Source organism: Chryseobacterium salipaludis (genome assembly GCF_022968825.1).
GTDB lineage: Bacteria > Bacteroidota > Bacteroidia > Flavobacteriales > Weeksellaceae > Kaistella > Kaistella salipaludis.
This window is the reverse complement of record NZ_JALHKS010000004.1, coordinates 178,895-196,700: the sequence shown is the minus strand read 5'-3', so window position 1 is coordinate 196,700 and position 17,806 is coordinate 178,895. Positions and strand designations below refer to the sequence as shown.

18 protein-coding genes are annotated in these 17,806 nt (G+C 47.6%); 10 read left to right on the top strand and 8 right to left on the bottom strand.

Translation table 11 applies throughout. From position 1 onward, the window contains the following. Window positions 1-22 precede the first annotated feature (22 nt). On the top strand, window positions 23-484 hold the full coding sequence (locus MVI27_RS08680; protein ID WP_246960860.1) for an Lrp/AsnC family transcriptional regulator: 462 nt from the start codon (window positions 23-25) through the stop codon (window positions 482-484). Here MVI27_RS08680 and MVI27_RS08675 read toward each other — a convergent pair whose 3' ends face one another. The 7 genes from MVI27_RS08675 to MVI27_RS08645 form a co-directional block, all read right to left on the bottom strand. Further along, window positions 485-1,123 (bottom strand): alpha/beta hydrolase, encoded by a 639-nt coding sequence (locus MVI27_RS08675; protein WP_246960858.1) that lies wholly within the window; start codon window positions 1,121-1,123, stop codon window positions 485-487. It lies immediately after the preceding gene. A 577-nt stretch (window positions 1,124-1,700) separates the two neighbouring features. Beyond that, a complete protein-coding gene (locus MVI27_RS08670) occupies window positions 1,701-2,453 on the bottom strand; it encodes an acyl-CoA desaturase (protein ID WP_246960856.1) in 753 nt (250 codons plus the stop codon). Between the two features lie 97 nt (window positions 2,454-2,550). Further along, window positions 2,551-3,846 carry a tyrosine--tRNA ligase gene (tyrS, locus tag MVI27_RS08665; RefSeq protein WP_246960854.1) on the bottom strand — a complete coding sequence of 432 codons (1,296 nt, stop codon included), beginning with the start codon at window positions 3,844-3,846 and terminating at the stop codon, window positions 2,551-2,553. 130 nt (window positions 3,847-3,976) lie between these two features. Beyond that, on the bottom strand, window positions 3,977-4,465 hold the full coding sequence (locus MVI27_RS08660; RefSeq protein ID WP_246960852.1) for a CinA family protein: 489 nt from the start codon (window positions 4,463-4,465) through the stop codon (window positions 3,977-3,979). A gap of 57 nt (window positions 4,466-4,522) precedes the next feature. Continuing rightward, entirely contained in the window at window positions 4,523-5,062 is a 540-nt protein-coding gene (locus MVI27_RS08655) for a hypothetical protein (RefSeq protein WP_246960850.1), read from the bottom strand. A gap of 58 nt (window positions 5,063-5,120) precedes the next feature. After that, on the bottom strand, window positions 5,121-6,680 hold the full coding sequence (locus tag MVI27_RS08650; protein ID WP_246960847.1) for an Rne/Rng family ribonuclease: 1,560 nt from the start codon (window positions 6,678-6,680) through the stop codon (window positions 5,121-5,123). A 288-nt stretch (window positions 6,681-6,968) separates the two neighbouring features. Beyond that, a complete protein-coding gene (locus MVI27_RS08645; protein WP_039346147.1) occupies window positions 6,969-7,259 on the bottom strand; it encodes an HU family DNA-binding protein in 291 nt (96 codons plus the stop codon). A gap of 47 nt (window positions 7,260-7,306) precedes the next feature. On the opposite strand from MVI27_RS08645, the gene mutY reads away from it, so the two are divergent. From mutY to MVI27_RS08620, 5 genes are all read left to right on the top strand, one after another. Next, a complete protein-coding gene (gene mutY, locus MVI27_RS08640; protein ID WP_246960845.1) occupies window positions 7,307-8,344 on the top strand; it encodes an A/G-specific adenine glycosylase in 1,038 nt (345 codons plus the stop codon). Between the two features lie 73 nt (window positions 8,345-8,417). Then, on the top strand, window positions 8,418-8,972 hold the full coding sequence (gldD, locus tag MVI27_RS08635; protein WP_246960842.1) for a gliding motility lipoprotein GldD: 555 nt from the start codon (window positions 8,418-8,420) through the stop codon (window positions 8,970-8,972). 23 nt (window positions 8,973-8,995) lie between these two features. After that, window positions 8,996-9,916: a PfkB family carbohydrate kinase gene (locus tag MVI27_RS08630; RefSeq protein ID WP_246960840.1), complete on the top strand. Its 921-nt coding sequence runs from the start codon at window positions 8,996-8,998 to the stop codon at window positions 9,914-9,916. A 56-nt stretch (window positions 9,917-9,972) separates the two neighbouring features. Continuing rightward, entirely contained in the window at window positions 9,973-11,799 is a 1,827-nt protein-coding gene (locus MVI27_RS08625; RefSeq protein WP_246960838.1) for a peptidylprolyl isomerase, read from the top strand. Window positions 11,800-11,865: 66 nt separating this feature from the next. Further along, window positions 11,866-13,236, top strand: coding sequence for a peptidylprolyl isomerase (locus MVI27_RS08620; RefSeq protein ID WP_246960836.1), 1,371 nt, complete (start codon window positions 11,866-11,868; stop codon window positions 13,234-13,236). A gap of 50 nt (window positions 13,237-13,286) precedes the next feature. Here MVI27_RS08620 and MVI27_RS08615 read toward each other — a convergent pair whose 3' ends face one another. Continuing rightward, window positions 13,287-13,505 carry a hypothetical protein gene (locus MVI27_RS08615; RefSeq protein WP_246960834.1) on the bottom strand — a complete coding sequence of 73 codons (219 nt, stop codon included), beginning with the start codon at window positions 13,503-13,505 and terminating at the stop codon, window positions 13,287-13,289. 152 nt (window positions 13,506-13,657) lie between these two features. Here MVI27_RS08615 and MVI27_RS08610 point away from each other — a divergent pair, with 152 nt between their 5' ends. The 4 genes from MVI27_RS08610 (at window position 13,658) to MVI27_RS08595 (ending at window position 16,718) form a co-directional block, all read left to right on the top strand. Further along, window positions 13,658-14,194, top strand: a complete 537-nt coding sequence (locus MVI27_RS08610) for a DUF421 domain-containing protein (protein WP_246960832.1) — start codon at window positions 13,658-13,660, stop codon at window positions 14,192-14,194. A 49-nt stretch (window positions 14,195-14,243) separates the two neighbouring features. Further along, a complete protein-coding gene (locus MVI27_RS08605) occupies window positions 14,244-15,248 on the top strand; it encodes a TlpA disulfide reductase family protein (RefSeq protein WP_246960830.1) in 1,005 nt (334 codons plus the stop codon). 9 nt (window positions 15,249-15,257) lie between these two features. Continuing rightward, complete coding sequence (locus tag MVI27_RS08600) at window positions 15,258-15,704, top strand: hypothetical protein (protein ID WP_246960828.1); 447 nt, start codon at window positions 15,258-15,260, stop codon at window positions 15,702-15,704. 75 nt (window positions 15,705-15,779) lie between these two features. Continuing rightward, complete coding sequence (locus MVI27_RS08595) at window positions 15,780-16,718, top strand: NAD(P)H-dependent flavin oxidoreductase (RefSeq protein WP_246960826.1); 939 nt, start codon at window positions 15,780-15,782, stop codon at window positions 16,716-16,718. Window positions 16,719-17,806: the final 1,088 nt, after the last annotated feature.

Genomic DNA, 17,806 nt, shown 5'->3' with positions numbered 1-17,806 from the left:
TTCACCGAACAAAATTCAACCCATGCTCGACGAAAAAGACCAGCAGCTGCTCCGGCTGCTTCAAACGGATTCTAAAAAGACAACCCGCCAGCTCGCGCAGGAACTCAATCTCTCCGCTACGGCCGTTTTTGAACGCATCCGCAAACTGGAAAAGCGAAAGATTATTGAGAAGTATGTGGCGCTGGTGGATAAGGATTTACTGCAGAAAAGTTTTATCGTGCTCTGCCATGTGAAACTGGTGCAGCACCGCAAGGAATACATCGCACAGTTCGAACAGGAAATTACCCGGTTCCCCGAGGTGCTGGAATGTTTCCACGTGAGCGGTGATTATGATTATATCCTGAAAATATGCGTCCGCGACATTGCTGCCTACCGCGAATTTATGGTCAGCAAACTCACCAGCCTGCAGCATATTGCCAGTACCCAGAGTTCGTTTATGATAAAGGAAGTGAAAAACTCAACCGTGATTGAGCCCGGGAATTAATCAGGCATTGAAGAATTCCATCAGGTCCATATAATTTTTCTGGTTCACCGTATGGCCGCTCATATATTCCCGGAAGGTGAAGTAGGCGCCCAGGTCATAAAGCAGATCTGCCGCCTTACGTCCCCATTCCAGCGGGATGATCGGATCCTCGGTTCCGTGTGAGACGAAAAAGCGCAGTTTTTCTATTTTCTTTTTATCCTTTACGATGTCGGTGAGGAGTTTCTCTTCCGGATAGCAGCTCAGGCAGGCCACTTTGTGGAACAGTTCCGGATGGTGCAGCGACAGCGCATAGCCTAGGATACCGCCCTGGGAAAAGCCGGCCAGATGGGTCTGATTTTCGGTCAGGCCGTATTTGTTGGTCAGTGCCATGATGTTTTCAGTAATCATCTGCAGCGATTCGCGCGCCTGGGCGACATCGATCCGGTTTTCCTGGTTCATCAGGTCGATATCATACCAGGAGAATCCTTCCCACGCAGATTTCAGTGGAGCCCGAAAACTGACAATCAGCCAGTCTTCCGGCAGGGTCGGCGCAAAAGCAAAAAGGTCTTGTTCATTGCTGCCATAACCGTGCAGCAGCACGAGCAAAGTAGTTTCGGGGGTAATATTTTCGGGTTCGCGAACGAGGTATTGTAATTCCATACAACAAATATACGGATTTGCACCGGCGGAATGAGTATTAGTTTAAACGCAGGGAAAGCCAAAAGATTTTACAGTGATGCTTTCTTAAAAACCCAACACTTTCTGTAAGCGGTTCGATAATTTTTTCAACGAACAATATTTTAAACGCAAAGAACACCAAGGGTCTTTATTACCACGCCCTAATTAGGAACGCAAAGGGTTTCACTCAACAATGGCTTGCGCATCATAACTATTCTGCATGTTGTCAGAACCCTGCTTCTTCTCCAACTCCCAACTCCCGACTCCCAACTCCTTACTCCCGTCTCCCGGCTCCTTACTTCAAACTCCTTACTACTCATTCCCGACTCCCAACTCCCAGCTCCCAACTTCTAACCTCTGATTTCTGCCAAACGCTTTGAACGCAAAGGATTTTTATATCACTCTGCCCTAATTAGGTACGCAAAGGTATTTTACTCAGCAATGACTCGTTCCATCATAACTATTCTGCAAGTTGTAAAAAGCCTTGTCTTTTCTGTATCATCCGACTCCCGACTCCCAACTCCCAACTCCCAACTCCTCACTCCCGTCTTCCAGCCTCTCAATGCTCCCGAACCACAATCGCCACCGGCTTCAGCCTGATCAGCTTCATCTTGTCCAGCAGCACCATAATATAATACGTCACATCGATCTCATGCCAGCGCACGCCGCCGAAATTGGCACGTCCGCCATGGCGGTGATGGTTGTTGTGGTACCCTTCGCCCATCATCAGCCAGTCGAAGCGGAAAAGGTTTTTGGACGTGTCGCTTACCTTAAAGTTGGTGTAGCCATAGATATGGCCAAACCAGTTGATAATCACGCCGTGAATTGGCGCCATCAGGTAGGCTACCGGCAACAGCAGCCATTGCCACCACGCCGTCGCGAAGAAATAAAAGAAAACGGTGTACGCAAGAGCCCAGGCAATACGCGAACCCCATGAACTGGCGAACTTATCGAACTTTTCCCACTGCGGAACGTTCTTGGTGAACTTGTCCTCAATAGCAGCACGCTGCTCGTTAATGGAGGCATAGATCTTCTTGGTACGCCACATCATTGAGAACAGATTGTCATCGTATTTCGGCGAATGCGGATCTTTCTCGGTATCAGCGTAGGCGTGGTGCATCCGGTGCATAACGCCATACCCATAGGCAGACAGGTAGTTGGAACCCTGGGTAATCCAGGTCAGCACAAAACATACTTTCTCGCCGAAGCGTGACATATAAAAAGTCTGGTGTGCTGCGTACCGGTGCAAAAAGAAAGTCTGGAAAAACAGGCCCGAATACCAGAGTACCGCTATAAAAATAAGTATCGTCATTGTTTAAAATATAAGGGTGCAAAGGTACGCCGCTTTCGGCCAAAATAAAAGCCGGAACAGGTCCGGCTTCTGGTATTTACAGGTAGTTGCATAGCAGTTAGACTGCTTTTACAATAAAATAGTTTTTCTTTCCTTTTTGCAGGAGCAGGAACTGGCCGTCGATCAGGTCTTTTTCAGTTGCCTGAAATTCTTCGGTGATTTTTTCCTTGTTAATGGATATGGCCTTTTGCTGCAGTTCGCGGCGCGCTTCTCCTTTGGATTTCAGAAAGCCGGTTTGCTCGGACAGCAGGTCAATAATGTTTCCGCCTAGCACTTCAGCTTTCGGCAGTTCTTTCTGCGGTACACCATCGAAAATATCCAGGAAGGTAGCCTCATCGAGGTTGACCAGATCTTCTGCCGTAGAACGCCCGAACAGGATTTCCGAGGCTTTCAGTGCTTTTTCAAATTGCTCGCGGTTGTGCACCCACACGGTGACTTCCTCTGCCAGTTTCTTCTGCAGTTTTCTTTCGTGCGGTGCGGTGCGGTGCTCCGCGATCAGCTGTTCAATTTCTTCCCGGCCCAGGAACGTGTAGTATTTAATAAAGCGCTCTGCATCTTCGTCGCTCGCGTTCAGCCAGAACTGGTAAAAGCGGTAGGGCGAAGTGCGTTTGGCATCCAGCCAGTAGTTTTCGCCACTTTCAGACTTCCCGAATTTGGAGCCGTCGGCTTTTGTAATGAGCGGCACGGTCAGCGCAAAGGCTTCACCCTGCACTTTGCGGCGGATCAGTTCCGTCCCGGTGGTAATATTTCCCCACTGGTCGGAACCGCCCATTTGCAGTTTAATGTTTTTGGTTTTGTACAGATGCAGGAAATCATAACCCTGCAACAGCTGATAAGTAAATTCGGTAAAGCTCATTCCCTCGGCTCCGCCTTCACCGGTGAAGCGGCGTTTCACGGAATCTTTGGCCATCATGTAATTCACGGTGATGTGCTTGCCGATATCGCGGATGAAATCCAGGAAGGAAACATCTTTCATCCAGTCGTAGTTATTGACCAGCTCGGCGCCGTTCGGTTCGGTACCGTTAAAATCGAGGAAATGCGAAAGCTGGTTTTGAAGGCACTTCACGTAATAATTCAGTGTTTCCTCGTCCAGCGCATTGCGCTCATTAGACTTGCCGGAAGGGTCACCGATCATTCCGGTGGCGCCGCCTACCAATGCGATAGGCTTGTGGCCGTGCTGCTGTAAATGGGCGAGCACTTTGATCGGGATCAGACTCCCGATGTGCAGGGAATCTGCCGTCGGATCAAACCCGATATACCCGCTGGTCATCTCTTTACTGAGTTGTTCCTCGGTGCCGGGCATCATGTCCGCATACAGACCGCGCCATTTCAGTTCTTCAATAAAAGCATTCATTTTGAAAAAAATTAAAGACGCAAAGGTACGAAACACGATTGTGCTAATCCATCAATACAGCCGCTTTTATCAAGAAACGATGCTTTTTCTAAGGATAAGCAGGGCTGTTTATTAAACAGATGCCGGGATTTTACTGGACGGAGCTAAGAAACTGCGCCAGTGCTTTCTCTGCAAAAATATCCTGGTTGGCGCACAGGTCCTGCTCTTTGTTGCCGGTGATTTTTTCGGTGGAGATGATCTTTCCGTTTTTGGCAACCGCAATCCAGGCATAACAGTCCTGTACGTCTTCTTCGGGGACGGGTTGCGCAAAGCCGGTGATCGACAGGCCGACTTCGGCATTAAATAACTTCGCGACTTCCATCGCCATTTTTTCGGCAATTTCGGGCGCCACGGCATTGCAGGCTTCAGCGGCAATGGGATTTATGTTTAAATGTTTTGCTTTCTGTCCGATATTATACACGGTAATTCCGCCCTGAAAAAAGTTCATCACCTCTTCGGCGTGGGATAAATGATGCTGAATCAGTCCCGCAGTACAACTCTCGGCGACCGCGACGGATACTTTCTGCTTTTGTAAAAGTTGCGATATTTCTTTTAAAACCGAACTAAGTTCCTTTTCCATTATCTTTAAAATATTAAAGGATTTCCGGAAGGTAGCGGAGCAAAAACAATTCCGCTCTTATTTTATCTTGCTTATAATTTGCGGACTGAACCCCAGACGCATTTCCTTTTCTAAAGTCCAGATGTTAATCAGCGGCTGCTCATTGTGGTTCTCACTTCGTTCCGGGATGATCTCAATTTCCACCATCGCATTTGCCGCGACAGTAAGCTTGGGATCCTGCAGCAGATAACCGTCGACATACACCGGTGTGTCATTGGGCATTTGCAAAAAAGCACGAATTTCCGGTTGGGTTCTTGTCGCGATGTTCTCATCGCTTACCACGTTGATCCTTCCATACGGGCCAAACGGTGAACTGACAGAAAAAGAGGTCTGCTCTGCCGAAACTTTATCTTTATGAATCACCATGGTTTTTATGTTTTGCGGTTGCAGCTCGTTCAGCATCCGGGAACTGATGATGGTGCTGTCATTTAGAAAAACCGCCGGCGTATTTTTGCGCGACATCACCAGCGTCTGTGCGGATTGTGCCGCAACGGTGGACGCTATCAGGAAAAATGGTAAAATAATTCGGTACATGGAGAGGGATTTATAAACTTTCATTAAAAATAATAAAATATCCTCAATAAAAAAAACTTCCGCTTGCAGGCGGAAGTTGGTTTTAGTTTGAATAGCTGATCAGTTCTTCTTTTTTACCGTTCACTACTTTGTATTCCAGGTACTTGAAGGAATCACGTGGGATAATGGTGACCCACTTTTTGTATTTTAAATACCATTTCGTCTGGATGCTCATCAGGCCTTTGGTCAGGTAGGCTTCCACAAACGGATGCACATGCAGAAAGAGCTTGCCTTTTTCGGTCTGGAACAGATTGCGGATGGATTCTTCCATTCTTTCCACCACCACGATTGGCGCCAGGATTTCTCCATCAATATTCGGGTTTTCTTCTTTGGTTTTAATCTGAACCTCAGGCTTAGTGCGCTGTCGGGTAAGCTGGATCAGCCCGAATTTGCTCGGCGGCAGAATTTTATGTCTGGCCTTGTCGCGCTTCATTTCATTCTTCAGGTGCTCATACAGCTCCTTGCGGTGTTCGGCAATCACCATGTCGATAAAATCCACCACAATGATACCACCCATATCGCGCAGGCGCAGTTGCCGGGCGATTTCCGTAGCTGCCATTTTGTTCACATTCAGCGCGTGCTCCTTATTGGAGGAAGCAGAACCCGAGATATTGTTGCCGGAGTTCACGTCGATCACGTGCAGCGCTTCTGTGTGTTCAATCACGAGGTAGGCACCTTTGGAACTCGGAATATTCACGTGTTTGCCGAAGCTTTGCTTCATTTGCTTTTCCACGTTGTAATATTCCATCAGCGGCACCGGTTTGTCATAAAACTGAACAATATTTTTGCGTTCCGGCGCGATGACCTCAATATAGTTGCGCATATCGTCCACCATCTGCTCATCATCACACACGATGCTCACGAAATCTGCATTAAAATTGTCGCGCAGAATCGCCGAGGCTTTATCTTCCTCGCTAAGTACACGGCCGGGTACTTTGTTCTTCTGGATGTTTTTAAAAGCGGTTTCCCACTTTTGTACCAGCTGGTTCATGTCATTATGCAGTTCCGCTACTTTTTTTCCTTCGGCCACCGTGCGGATAATCACGCCGAAACCTTCCGGTTTAATACTTTCAATGAGTGTGCGCAGTCTTTCCTTTTCTTCCGGATTGGAAATTTTCTTGGAAATAGACACGCTTTTATCAAACGGAATTAGTACCAGGAAACGCCCCGTCAGTGAGATCTGGGTTGAGATGCGCGGGCCTTTGGTAGAAATGGGCTCCTTGGTAATCTGCAGCAGCACGGTTTCATCCTTCGCCAGGACTTTATCAATCGTGCCGTTCTTGTTAATTTCTTTCTGAATTTCGAAATTTTTCAGCGAGGAGTTTTGCTGCCTTTTGGAAATTGTATCCTTCAAGAATTTCTTATAGGTCAGGAACTGCGGGCCCAGGTCCTGATAATGCAGGAACGCATCCTTTTCATAGCCGATGCTTACGAAAGCTGCGTTGAGGTTGGGTGCGAGTTTGCGTACTTTGCCGAGAAAAAGATCGCCGACCACGAATGCGCTTTTATCTTCCTGCTCGTGAAGTTCAAACAGGCGCCCGTCTTCCAGCAGGGCAATCTTGGATTGCTCATCTTCATGTGATATAATCAGTTCTTTCTTCATGCTTTATGGTAATAAAAAGACCAGCAACAACGGCGGCAGCAAAGCCAGGCGGAGGGAGGCAATGCCGTCGTTGGGGGCTGTATCTTAAAAACAAAAATATAGTCGGTGACCTTTTATACCTTATAAAAACACCAACTATATCGCTATATTGTAAGCCGCAAAAAGATTACTTTTTCTTGTGTCTGTTTGCTCTTCTTCTTTTCTTTCTTTTGTGAGTGGCAACCTTGTGTCTCTTTCTTTTCTTTCCGCTTGGCATAATTTAAATTTTTATGATAAATTGTTAATATTTTACTTCACTGCAACTTTGGTTTTCACCTTCTCCACGAATGTTTTGGAAGGCTTGAAGGCCGGAATATTGTGTGCAGGAATTTCGATAGCAGTATTCTTGGAAATGTTACGACCGGTTTTGGCAGCTCTTGTCTTGATGATGAATGACCCAAATCCTCTTAAATAAACATTGTCTCCGTTGTACATTGAGGTTCTGATCTCCTGCATAAAGGCTTCGATAACCTTCTGTGTTTCATTCTTTTCAGTTCCCAACTTGTTTGAGATGGTGTTCACCAATTCTGCCTTTGTCATTTCCTGTATTTATTTATATTTTTGGTGTGCAAATATAACAACTATTTTTGAAAACAAAAAAACAAGCGGCTGATTTTGTTCATGTTGGTGTCAGGCTGTTGGCATGGTTTCAGGAACACGGGCGCGATTTGCCCTTCCGCCACACCCGCGACCCGTACCGCATCTGGATTTGTGAAATTATTTTTCAGCAGACCCGCATTGCACAGGGCATGCAGCATTATCTCCGTTTTGTGGAGCGTTTTCCCGATGTTCAGGCGCTGGCCGACGCCAAGCCGGAAGAGGTCCTGCTCTACTGGAAAGGACTTGGTTATTATTCCCGCGCGCTCAATATTCATGCAGCCGCGCAGCAGATTATCAATGATTTTAATGGTGTTTTTCCGCGCAGCTATGAGGACGTGTTATCATTGAAAGGAGTAGGGAAGTACACGGCCGCCGCCATTTGCAGTATCTGTTATGGCGAGCCGCGCGCCGCCGTGGATGGGAATTTCTACCGCATCCTGTCCCGCCTCTTTGCTGATGATTTTGATATTGCTTCCGCCCGCGCGTTTTCTTATTTCGGTGAACTGGCCGCTCGCCTCATGCCTGCGGATAAAGCCGGTGAATTCAATGAAGCGATGATGGACCTCGGCTCCGAAATCTGCCGCCCGCAAAATCCTTTCTGCATGTACTGCCCGCTCCAGGAAGACTGTCTGGCTTACAATACCGGCACCATCGCGCAGTTTCCGGTTAAGTCGAAAAAGACGAAAACACTGAACCTGGCATTGACCTATTATTATGTAACCGCCGGTGAGAAGTTCCTTGTACGCCAGCGCGGAACCGGTGATATCTGGAAAAAACTCTACGAATTCCCGTCTGACCTTCCGGAAGACCTGAAAAAATATCAGGTCAGTGAAACCACCGTTTCCCATAAACTGACGCACCGGAATTTGCTGATTACCATAAAACAGATAGAGCTGCCGGACACGCTGCTAAATGATATGGCCAAAGGCCATGGTTTTGAAATCGTAAATACCAATGCAGCCGCGGAGAAGGCCTTTCCTAAACCTTTGCAGTCCTATTATGAAGGTGTTATTCGGGATAAATAATGCCGCCTTTCAGCCGCATCTGCCCCTGTCTTTCACTGACTTAAAATAGAAAACTAATTTGTATTTTTGCGGAATGTTTAAAAAACTCGCTTTCACGCTGTTGGCAGCGTTGGCTGTTTCCTGTGAAAAAGATGTCTTACCCAAGCCCGGCGGCGAACTGCGCCTGGAATATCCCGCGGCAAAATACCAGCCTTTTCACTCGCCCTGCAATTTCGGCTTCGAGTATTCGGCCTTTGCAAAGGTGAAGCCGGCCAAACAGGAGTGCTGGTACTACATTGAGTACCCCGAAATGAAAGCGAAAGTGTTCCTGACCTATTTCCCGATTAAAAATGACTTCGCTCTCCATGTAAAGGAATCCGAGAAAATGGTCTATGAACACACCATTAAAGCCACGGCAATTGACACCAAAAGTTTCAGCTATCCCGAACGTCAGGTGTACGGAAACTTTTATGAACTGAAAGGCCCCTCCGCCTCCAACCTCCAGTTTTTTGTGACGGATTCCACGAGGCATTATGTCACTGCCAATTTGTATTTCAATTCACGGCCGAAGCCCGATTCGCTGGCTCCGGCGGTAGCATATATTAAAAATGATTTGCTCCACCTCATCGATACGTTTGAGTGGAAGTAAACCCCTAAAAATAAAAACATTCTATGAAATTATTAGTTGTAGGCTCCGTTGCCTTTGATGCCATCGAAACTCCTTTTGGAAAAACCGATAAAATTCTGGGCGGTGCGGCTACCTATATTACCCTGGCTTCTTCTGTCCTTGGCGTAGAATCCGGTATCGTTTCGGTAGTCGGCGGCGACTTTCCCGATGAAGACCTGAACATGCTGCAAAAGCGCGGCGTGAACACCGACGGTATTGAAATTATTCCCGACGGCAAGACTTTCTTCTGGAGCGGAAAGTATCACAACGATCTGAATTCGCGTGATACGCTGGTAACTGAAGTCAACGTGCTGGAAAACTTTGACCCGAAAATTCCGGTTTCCATGCAGGAAGCAGAAATCCTGATGCTGGGCAACCTGCATCCGGGTGTACAACTGTCCGTGCTGGAGAAGATGCAGGCGCGCCCCAAACTGGTCGTGCTGGATACCATGAATTTCTGGATGGATTCTGCCTGGGAAATTCTGGTGCAGATGATTGCCAAAACCGATATCATCACCATTAATGACGAGGAAGCCCGCCAGCTGAGCGGCGAGTATTCTCTGGTAAAAGCGGCCAAGAAGATCCACCGCATGGGGCCGCAGTATGTCATCATTAAAAAAGGTGAGCACGGTGCTTTGCTGTTCCATGACGAAAAAGTATTTGCCATCCCGGCGCTGCCGCTGGAAGAAGTATTCGACCCGACCGGTGCCGGTGATACCTTTGCCGGTGGATTCGTGTCGTACCTGGCGAAAAAGGGAACTTATGATTTCGAAACCATGAAATCCGCCCTCATCGTTGGATCAGCCATGGCGTCCTTTACCGTGGAAAAATTCGGAACCGAACGATTAAAAGAAGTAACCGAAGCAGAAATCGCCGAACGGATTCAGAGGTTTAAGGAACTGACAACGTTTGAAGTGGAAGTTTAACTTTCTGCGCGGTTGTCCATCTCTTTAGACAAAACAAATCCGATACACTATATAATATGAAGAAAATTTTCGGAACCCTCCTGCTGACAGCAGGTTCCCTGTTGTCTGCACAATATATGATCATTGGTAAAGACAGTATTTCGCTGAAGAAGTTTCAGGAAGAATACCGCTACGGCCTGGAAAATGCCGGCGTGGAAAGCACCGTGAAAACAGCCCAGAATTTTTATCTGTACCAGCAGTTTGCCGCGGACAAAAAAGCGGATACCACCACAGCCTTCCGTGAGAAAATGGCTGCTAAGGAAGCAGAACTTCGGTCGCGCTACTTCTTTCCGGCGGGAATCCTGGACCCGCTGATGAAGCAGTTTGTGGCGGATAACCAAACCGAGCGTCAGGTACAGGTTTTTCTGAAAGAGAAAACACCCGGCGATAAAACAGATTACCGCAAACTGTACCAGCAGGTGAAAGCCGGCGAGCTGACCATCGATCAGGCGATTTCCGGACACACTTCCGGCAGCGCGGAACCGATTTACATTAAGCCCGGCACCCTGGATAACGGTTTATACAGCGACATTAAAAAAACCGCCAACGGACAGCTGACACCTTTGCTGGAAGCACCTTCTTATTATGCTTTCGCCAAAGTCCTCAGCACGCGCCCAAGCCTGGGCTATCTGATTTTCGGTTCTGTTTCCTATCCCGATGATGCCTCTGCGGCAGATACCAAAGCGAAAATTTATGCTGCGCTGAAAGCTGGGAAATCTTTTGAAGAAGTAGCGAAAGAATTCGGAGCCAACGATCACGAAAAACAAAACGGTGGGGTGGTGCTGGGTTCGCCCACTTTGCCGGATGAACTGTATGCCGCTTTTAAAGGACAAAAGGAAAACTTTTATACACCGGAACCTTTGCTCTTCTCCGGGAACTACTTTGTTTTTAATTTATATAACGTGCAGCCGTACCAGCTGACCGAAGAAAACAAACAGTTTTTCCTGCGCGAACTGAACAACTCCCTGTATGCAGAATTGCTGCAGGACCGCATGGCAGAATATCTTAAAAAGGATAACACCTACAAGGAATTCCCAGCCTTTGCCAACGCCAGGAAATCCTATGCCGCTTTTGCTGCTGCCAAGGATACGGATGTGCTGTACCGTTTCAAAAACGAAGAAATTACCGTGGGTAAACTGCGACAGATGATGGGTGAAAACAGCAAGCAGGCTGCAACCCTGGCACCGGCCGTGTGGTCAGAAGTGCTGCAGGATGTGAACACCAAGGACGTGCTGCGTATATACAGCCGCAATTTCGCGTCACTCCCGCAGGTAAGCCGTGAAATGAACGACTTCCGGAAAGGATTGTATTCAGATTATATTTTCTCCATTTATGTAAAGGAACAAATGGCGAAACATCCGGAAATGCTGGATGATTTCTACGCAAAAAACCCGGACCGCTTTATGTGGGAGGAAAGAGCCAAAGGCCGCGTGGCCATTCTGAACGATCCGAAGCTGAAAAAGCAACTGGCAAAGGAAATGAAAACAGCCAAAAACTGGGAAGCGGTAAAAGCACGTTTTGCCGGTTTTAAAGCAGCAGATGGCAAGCCGGCGGTTACTTTTGAAACCGGCGAAATGGGGAAGGAAGCTGAAGTATTTACAAAATATAAAGTGCCGTACCGCACCGGTGTTCACGATACCCAGATGGGATCGCGCACGCTGGTAATCGCGATCGATGAACTGCTGCCATCAACGCGCATGACCCGTGAGGAAGCTGCCGAAGACCTGCAGGATGCTGTCAATGAACAACAGTTGATTGCCATTCTGGAAGAGCAGCGCGCTAAAACCAATATCGTAGTAGAACCTGCCTTCCTGAGCGGTTTGCAGCAGAACTTTAAGAAATAATTATAACAAAGCATGCAGCAGATGTCGATTAGAATGATAATTTTGCATGTCGTTTAAAAAACAAGTATGAACAAAAAGATGAAACTCTTTGCCGCGCTGTGGGCCGTGATCCTGTTTTGCAGCCAGACGGTGTACGGGCAGTCCAGCCTGAAACCGGGTGATCTGGTGGACGGGATTGCCGTGGTTGTGGGAGATGAAATTATTCTGGAGTCCGATATTGAGGACCAGGCGACTTTCGCAAAACAGCAGGGCGACCAGGTGTCGGACCGCTGTAGCTTTGTGGAAAGCATCGTAAACAATAAGCTTTTAATTTATGAAGCAAAGCGTGATACGCTGATTGATAACCGTTCGGCGGCGATCAAGGAAAATGCTTCGCTGAAGTATAATGAAATCCTGTCTCAGTTTCCTGATGAGCGTACCATGCTGAATACGTACAACTTCCGTACGTCTTATGAAATGAAAAATGCCATCGAGAAAATTGACTCCGATAATTATTACGGACAGGCAAAGTACGGCCGGATTACCGAAAAAGCCGACGTGACGCCGGACGAGGTAACCGATTTCTTCAATACCTATCAATATCAGCTGCCGGAAGTAAAGGATGAGGTCACACTCTCCCAGATTGTGATGTATCCCAAACTGACCAACGCCCATAAAGATGAAATCATAGCCCGGCTGAATAAGATCAAAGCCGATATTCTCGCAGGCGAATCGTTTGAAAGCCAGGCACGGATCTATTCCGATGACAAAGGCTCGGCTTCGAATGGGGGACTGTATAAAAACATCAGCCGCGGGAAAATGGTGAAGCCGTTTGAAGCGGCGGCCCTCAACCTGCAGGAGGGCGAAATGTCGGATCCGGTCGAATCTGAGTTTGGGTATCACCTGATTCAGCTCGTCAAAAAAAGCGGGAGAAATTACGATGCGCGCCATATTCTCTTAAAAGCAGAACCCAATGCAGATGAAATTGCTGCGGCCCGCAAGGAACTCGACAGCATCCGTACGCTGATTGTCAACGGCAACCTGACCTTCAAGGAAGCTGCGTACCGTTTCTCCGATGACAAGCAAACCAAATTTAACGCCGGGACTTTAACCGCCCGGGACGGCTCTGACCGCCTGGAAAGACTGGACCTGCCGGCGACGATTTCCTATCAGATTGCCGGTCTGAACAAAGGCGATATGACCGATGTCTTCCAGGAGTCCACTCCGGATGAGCGCACCACGGTAGCCATCGTGAAAGTGGATGATATCATTGATGCACACAAACTCGACATCGCCACCGATTACAACCGGATCAAACAGATGGCGCTGAATAAAAAGAAAAACGAGATGGTGGAAAAATGGGTAAAGAACAAACTGCCCGATGTGTTTATCTCCATCAATGACCGCTACAAAAACTGTACATTCAAAACAGACTGGCGCAAAACCGCCGCTAACTAATTTTAAATCTCTGCTTCGGCGGAGATTTTTTTTATCAGGCAGCAGGACGGTTACGCTTGTTTGACAATCTGGTCGCGCTGTCCGCTGTATCTTTTGCCGCGGCGCTTGCGCGACGCGACAAAAGGATGCCGCTTCCATCGCGGCTGGGTGGCCGGCCTGTATTTACATTTAAAAATAGCGAGCGCTGACAGTGTCGCTGCTGTGCAAATTCTCCTGACTTCGCGCACTACCCAATGCTGTGCAAAGTCTCCCGACTTTGCGCTTTCCATTACTACGCAAAACTTTCTTACTTTTTGCCGATGCATGGCGAGTCCCTGCTATTCTAAAAAAAGGGCGGCCGCTGCTCCTTCGTCCAAATCTTTCAGCGACAAGCCAGCGTTCCTCTAAAAATTCCTAACTTTTTCGAACATAAAATATTGATATGGATAAAATATTTTTCGACAGCTGGGAGAGCATCGTGCGGACTATAATTATTACCATCCTGGCCTATATTTCCCTCGTTATTCTGCTGCGGATCTCCGGCAAGCGGACGCTTTCCAAAATGAACGCCTTTGATTTCATTGTCACGGTAGCCTTAGGTTCAACGCTTGCGAGTGTGCTTTTAACCAAAGATGTGGCGCTGGCAGATGGCGTGCTGGCCTTCATCCTCCTGATCGGGCTGCAGTATATCATCACCAAACTGGCCGTGAAATCCAAAACGGTATCTCAGTTGGTGAAAGGACAGCCAAGCCTTTTGGTGTACAATGGCGAACTTCTGCACCGCGCGATGCTCAAAGAACGCGTGAACCGGGACGAGATTTATGCTGCTCTCCGGGAAAACGGTGTCAGCGCCCTGAGCAATGCCACCGCCGTCATTCTGGAAACCGATGGGAGCCTGACCGTTCTTTCCTCCGACGACAACGAAAAGCCGGAAACGTTAAGCACTGTGCAGACCTGGGGCAAAACTTCTTCAGAATGAGATCGTGTTTAGAGCCGGAAAAAGCGTAGCTTCGTAAAAACAGTACCGAATGAAATCAACACTTTCTTCTCTTGCCTTTTTTTGTTGCCTGCTACTACTGAGCGCGCAGCGGTATCAAATCTCGGGAACTGTCAACGGCATGTCCGACGGCAGCTGGCTCCTTTTGAGCGACGTTACCACCGGCCAGTTTCAGCGGATCGATTCCGCGCAGGTACGGGGAGGGGTTTTTTCATTTTCCGGTCCGATGGCAATGAATCCCGTTCATTTGGCTGTCCATACCCAAGATTTGCGCAATCGTGCCACGTTCTGGGCAGAAGACAAACCTATACAGCTCCGGCTGAACATCGGCCACTTTAACCAAATCATGGTTACCGGCTCTGCCACCGATGCCATGAACCGCCAGTTGCAGGCGCAGCTGGAAAACAGCACAGATGAGGTTCAGCAGCGCACCCGGTTTATTACCAAGAATCCCGGCTCGGTTCTGAGTGCATTTCAGCTGAAAGGCTTAACAGGACAGCTGCTTACGCCTGCCCAGGCCGAGATATATTACAAACTGCTGGCTCCTGAGGTTCAAAAGAGTTACTACGGACAACAGGTGGCTGATTTTATCAGATATACAGGTGAGGCTAAGATCGGTGACCGGTATATCGATTTTCAGGCAAATAACCTTCAAGGTTCGCCTGTCCGTGTCTCTGATTACAACGGCAAGGTATTATTGCTGGATTTTTGGGGCAGCTGGTGCGAATCCTGTTTGGAAACATTTCCGCCATTGGTGAAAGTACATCAGCAGTTTCACGGGCAGGGCTTCGATATCCTGGGTATCGTGGTGGATTACAGGAAACCGACGGTAGAAAAGATGGTGCAGCAATATAAAATTCCCTGGCAGAATGTCAGCAGTTTTAAAGGAACCCGGGAACCGGCGGCGCTGATGTACAACGTTCATGCTTTTCCGACCAATATATTAATCGACCGCCATGGGATCATTGTTGCGCGCGATGTGGAAATAAGCGAACTCCCGGAGAAAATCAGCGACTTGCTTGAGAATTCACTTTAAAGCTATAGCATGAAAATACGTATCTTTTTGTATTTCTTCCTCCTTCTCAGTCTTCCAGCTTTTGGTCAGAAAATCAATACCTGGGAAGGAACCTATGCCCTAAAGGCTTTTGATGAAAATAAAAAATTGCAGACTATGGATACGCTGGTCATCAGATACCGTACGGATGGCGGTTTTGAGGCGATTTCCGTTTCGGACCCAGATGAGGAGCCGGTCAGCCTGCAGCCATTTAAATATGAACCAGACGAGGGCGCAGATGAGTATGAAGAGTTTGGCTGGACACAGCGTTTTCTGCAGCATGAAATAAAATGCCTCAGTGCCGGACATTTCTTTATATGCAAAACAATTCCGGATACAACGGTAGATTTCGGTAATGGTGAGAAAATAAACAGCCGTAAGGGAATCTTCGGCATCACACTGCATTTTGGTCTGTTCTATCTCGACGTACTGGAATAGAAGACCGCAAATAGGTTCATTTACTTTAATTAAATTTACAGCTGACTTTTTTAAACAGCTAAATTTTAAAGGATCATGACAAACAACCGTATCACCGATTTATTTAATATACAATATCCCATTATCCAGGGTGGAATGATCTGGCATTCCGGCTGGCGCCTCGCTTCGGCAGTTTCCAATTGCGGCGGTCTGGGCCTGATTGGCGCCGGCAGCATGTATCCCGATGTTCTTCGCGAAAATATTCAAAAATGTAAAGCGGTGACCGCTAAACCGTTCGGTGTAAATGTCCCAATGCTGTATCCCAACATAGATGAGGTGATCAATATTATTCTGGAGGAGGGAGTGAAAATTGTTTTCACTTCGGCCGGCAATCCGAAAACCTATACTGAAACTTTGCAAAAGGAAGGGCTGAAAGTCGCCCATGTGGTTTCCTCCACTAAGTTTGCCCTGAAATGTGAAGCCGCCGGCGTAGATGCAATTGTGGCCGAGGGGTTTGAAGCGGGTGGCCATAACGGCCGCGATGAAACCACCACGCTGTGCCTGATTCCCAATGTGCGACGCCATATCTCCAAACCATTGATTGCCGCGGGCGGCATCGCGTTGGGCTCGCAGATGAAAGCAGCCATGGTCCTGGGCGCCGATGGTGTGCAGATTGGCTCCCGCTTCGCTGCCACTGCGGAAGCAAGCGCGCATGATATCTGGAAACAAAAAATTGTCTCGCTCAGCGAAGGCGATACCCATCTGACGCTGAAAGAACTGGCCCCGGTGCGGATGGTGAAAAACAAGTTTTATCAGGATCTTGAAAAATTGTACGATACCGGGCGGAACGTGGAAGCCTTAAAAGAAACGTTGGGGCGTGCACGCTCCAAGCGCGGCATGTTTGAGGGCGACTTGGAAGAAGGCGAACTGGAAATCGGCCAGGTTTCCGCACTCATCGAAGAGGTGCTGCCGGTGGAGCAGGTGTTTCAGCAGCTGCTGCGGGAGTTTGAGGAGGCGAAGGTACCGGTTTTATAAAGTAGTGCTGATGCGCCTGTGGCGATAGGGAAGTGTGCCTTACTGTAGCAGGGTAGGCTGATACATGGTATTTCCCAGTCAGCGTTTTCACTAAATTCTTATCGTCGCTTTGCCTTCTAGTGTACGAACGATACCGAATGGTACGCAAAAGGCGTCAGCTGTACCTGGCGTCTCAATGTTAACTTCGTCTTCAAAACGATTCTGCTAGAACCTTTCGCTGTTGTGAAAAATAAATTAACATCGGCTAAGTATTGTCCCAGGTCTTCTATGCTTAAGTAAAGATCTTTTTAGGTCAGCCATTGGATTGCGGGCGTTAGACCATATGGTTTTGCATTCTGTTAGTGCTTGAAGTGCTGACAGGGGTTCGGCAAACTGCGCTTTACCTGTAATAAGTGGCCATCAAGCCGGTAAATGTATCTGTTTCAATGAAATCATTTAAGCGACGCGCGGCAGGCAAAAACTGCAGTATGGCCTGGTCCTGCTCAGTTGAAAGCAGAAGTTCCTTCCGGCTCAGAACACAGGAAACGGAGGCGATTAAGAATTTTAAGTAAATATCCGTTTAAAATTCATCTGTTCGAGTGGCGGCAACAACTTAACATCGAAGACTCATCCTTATTCTCGCCCGAAACTAACGAAGTGGTTCGACGACCAACGGGAGTCAAACCAAACGAAGTGGTTCGACGAACGAAGAGAGTCAATTGTTGAATTTTATGATACGTTTTAAAATTTCAGCCGAGTTTCCAGTCCTTGAAATCGCAGATATTCCTGTAAAAATATTAAAATCGTAGAGTCATTTTTTGGTCCGTTTGCATCAAGGCAAAAGAACATATAGTAAATTACCTATCCCGCACACAGATCCCACAGATCTGCACAGACCATCCGCCACAATAACGACCTAGGAGCTTTTTACGTGAAGAAAATGACTGTTTCTTTAATCGTACACTGGCCTTCTATAACGTATTAAAAATCTCCAGTGTCCGAAGCGCGGGAAAAAATCAGGTTTAGGAGATCCCGTCTTCCCTCCGCGCAAGTTTGGAGATTTTCTTAAAAAGAAACAGACATTTTTAGTAAAAAGATCCAGTCTTGAA

Excerpts from the sequence above, each read along its gene's own strand:
- MVI27_RS08615 (WP_246960834.1), bottom strand. The coding sequence starts at position 13,505 with ATGGAAAGCGCAAAGTCGGGAGACTTTGCACAGCATTGGGTAGTGCGC.
- MVI27_RS08595 (WP_246960826.1), top strand. The coding sequence starts at position 15,780 with ATGACAAACAACCGTATCACCGATTTATTTAATATACAATATCCCATT.
- MVI27_RS08630 (WP_246960840.1), top strand. The coding sequence starts at position 8,996 with ATGAAATTATTAGTTGTAGGCTCCGTTGCCTTTGATGCCATCGAAACT.
- tyrS (WP_246960854.1), bottom strand. The coding sequence starts at position 3,846 with ATGAATGCTTTTATTGAAGAACTGAAATGGCGCGGTCTGTATGCGGAC.
- MVI27_RS08650 (WP_246960847.1), bottom strand. The coding sequence starts at position 6,680 with ATGAAGAAAGAACTGATTATATCACATGAAGATGAGCAATCCAAGATT.
- MVI27_RS08600 (WP_246960828.1), top strand. The coding sequence starts at position 15,258 with ATGAAAATACGTATCTTTTTGTATTTCTTCCTCCTTCTCAGTCTTCCA.
- MVI27_RS08655 (WP_246960850.1), bottom strand. The coding sequence starts at position 5,062 with ATGAAAGTTTATAAATCCCTCTCCATGTACCGAATTATTTTACCATTT.
- MVI27_RS08605 (WP_246960830.1), top strand. The coding sequence starts at position 14,244 with ATGAAATCAACACTTTCTTCTCTTGCCTTTTTTTGTTGCCTGCTACTA.
- MVI27_RS08625 (WP_246960838.1), top strand. The coding sequence starts at position 9,973 with ATGAAGAAAATTTTCGGAACCCTCCTGCTGACAGCAGGTTCCCTGTTG.
- MVI27_RS08670 (WP_246960856.1), bottom strand. The coding sequence starts at position 2,453 with ATGACGATACTTATTTTTATAGCGGTACTCTGGTATTCGGGCCTGTTT.
- MVI27_RS08620 (WP_246960836.1), top strand. The coding sequence starts at position 11,866 with ATGAACAAAAAGATGAAACTCTTTGCCGCGCTGTGGGCCGTGATCCTG.
- MVI27_RS08680 (WP_246960860.1), top strand. The coding sequence starts at position 23 with ATGCTCGACGAAAAAGACCAGCAGCTGCTCCGGCTGCTTCAAACGGAT.
- gldD (WP_246960842.1), top strand. The coding sequence starts at position 8,418 with ATGTTTAAAAAACTCGCTTTCACGCTGTTGGCAGCGTTGGCTGTTTCC.
- MVI27_RS08645 (WP_039346147.1), bottom strand. The coding sequence starts at position 7,259 with ATGACAAAGGCAGAATTGGTGAACACCATCTCAAACAAGTTGGGAACT.
- MVI27_RS08675 (WP_246960858.1), bottom strand. The coding sequence starts at position 1,123 with ATGGAATTACAATACCTCGTTCGCGAACCCGAAAATATTACCCCCGAA.
- MVI27_RS08610 (WP_246960832.1), top strand. The coding sequence starts at position 13,658 with ATGGATAAAATATTTTTCGACAGCTGGGAGAGCATCGTGCGGACTATA.
- MVI27_RS08660 (WP_246960852.1), bottom strand. The coding sequence starts at position 4,465 with ATGGAAAAGGAACTTAGTTCGGTTTTAAAAGAAATATCGCAACTTTTA.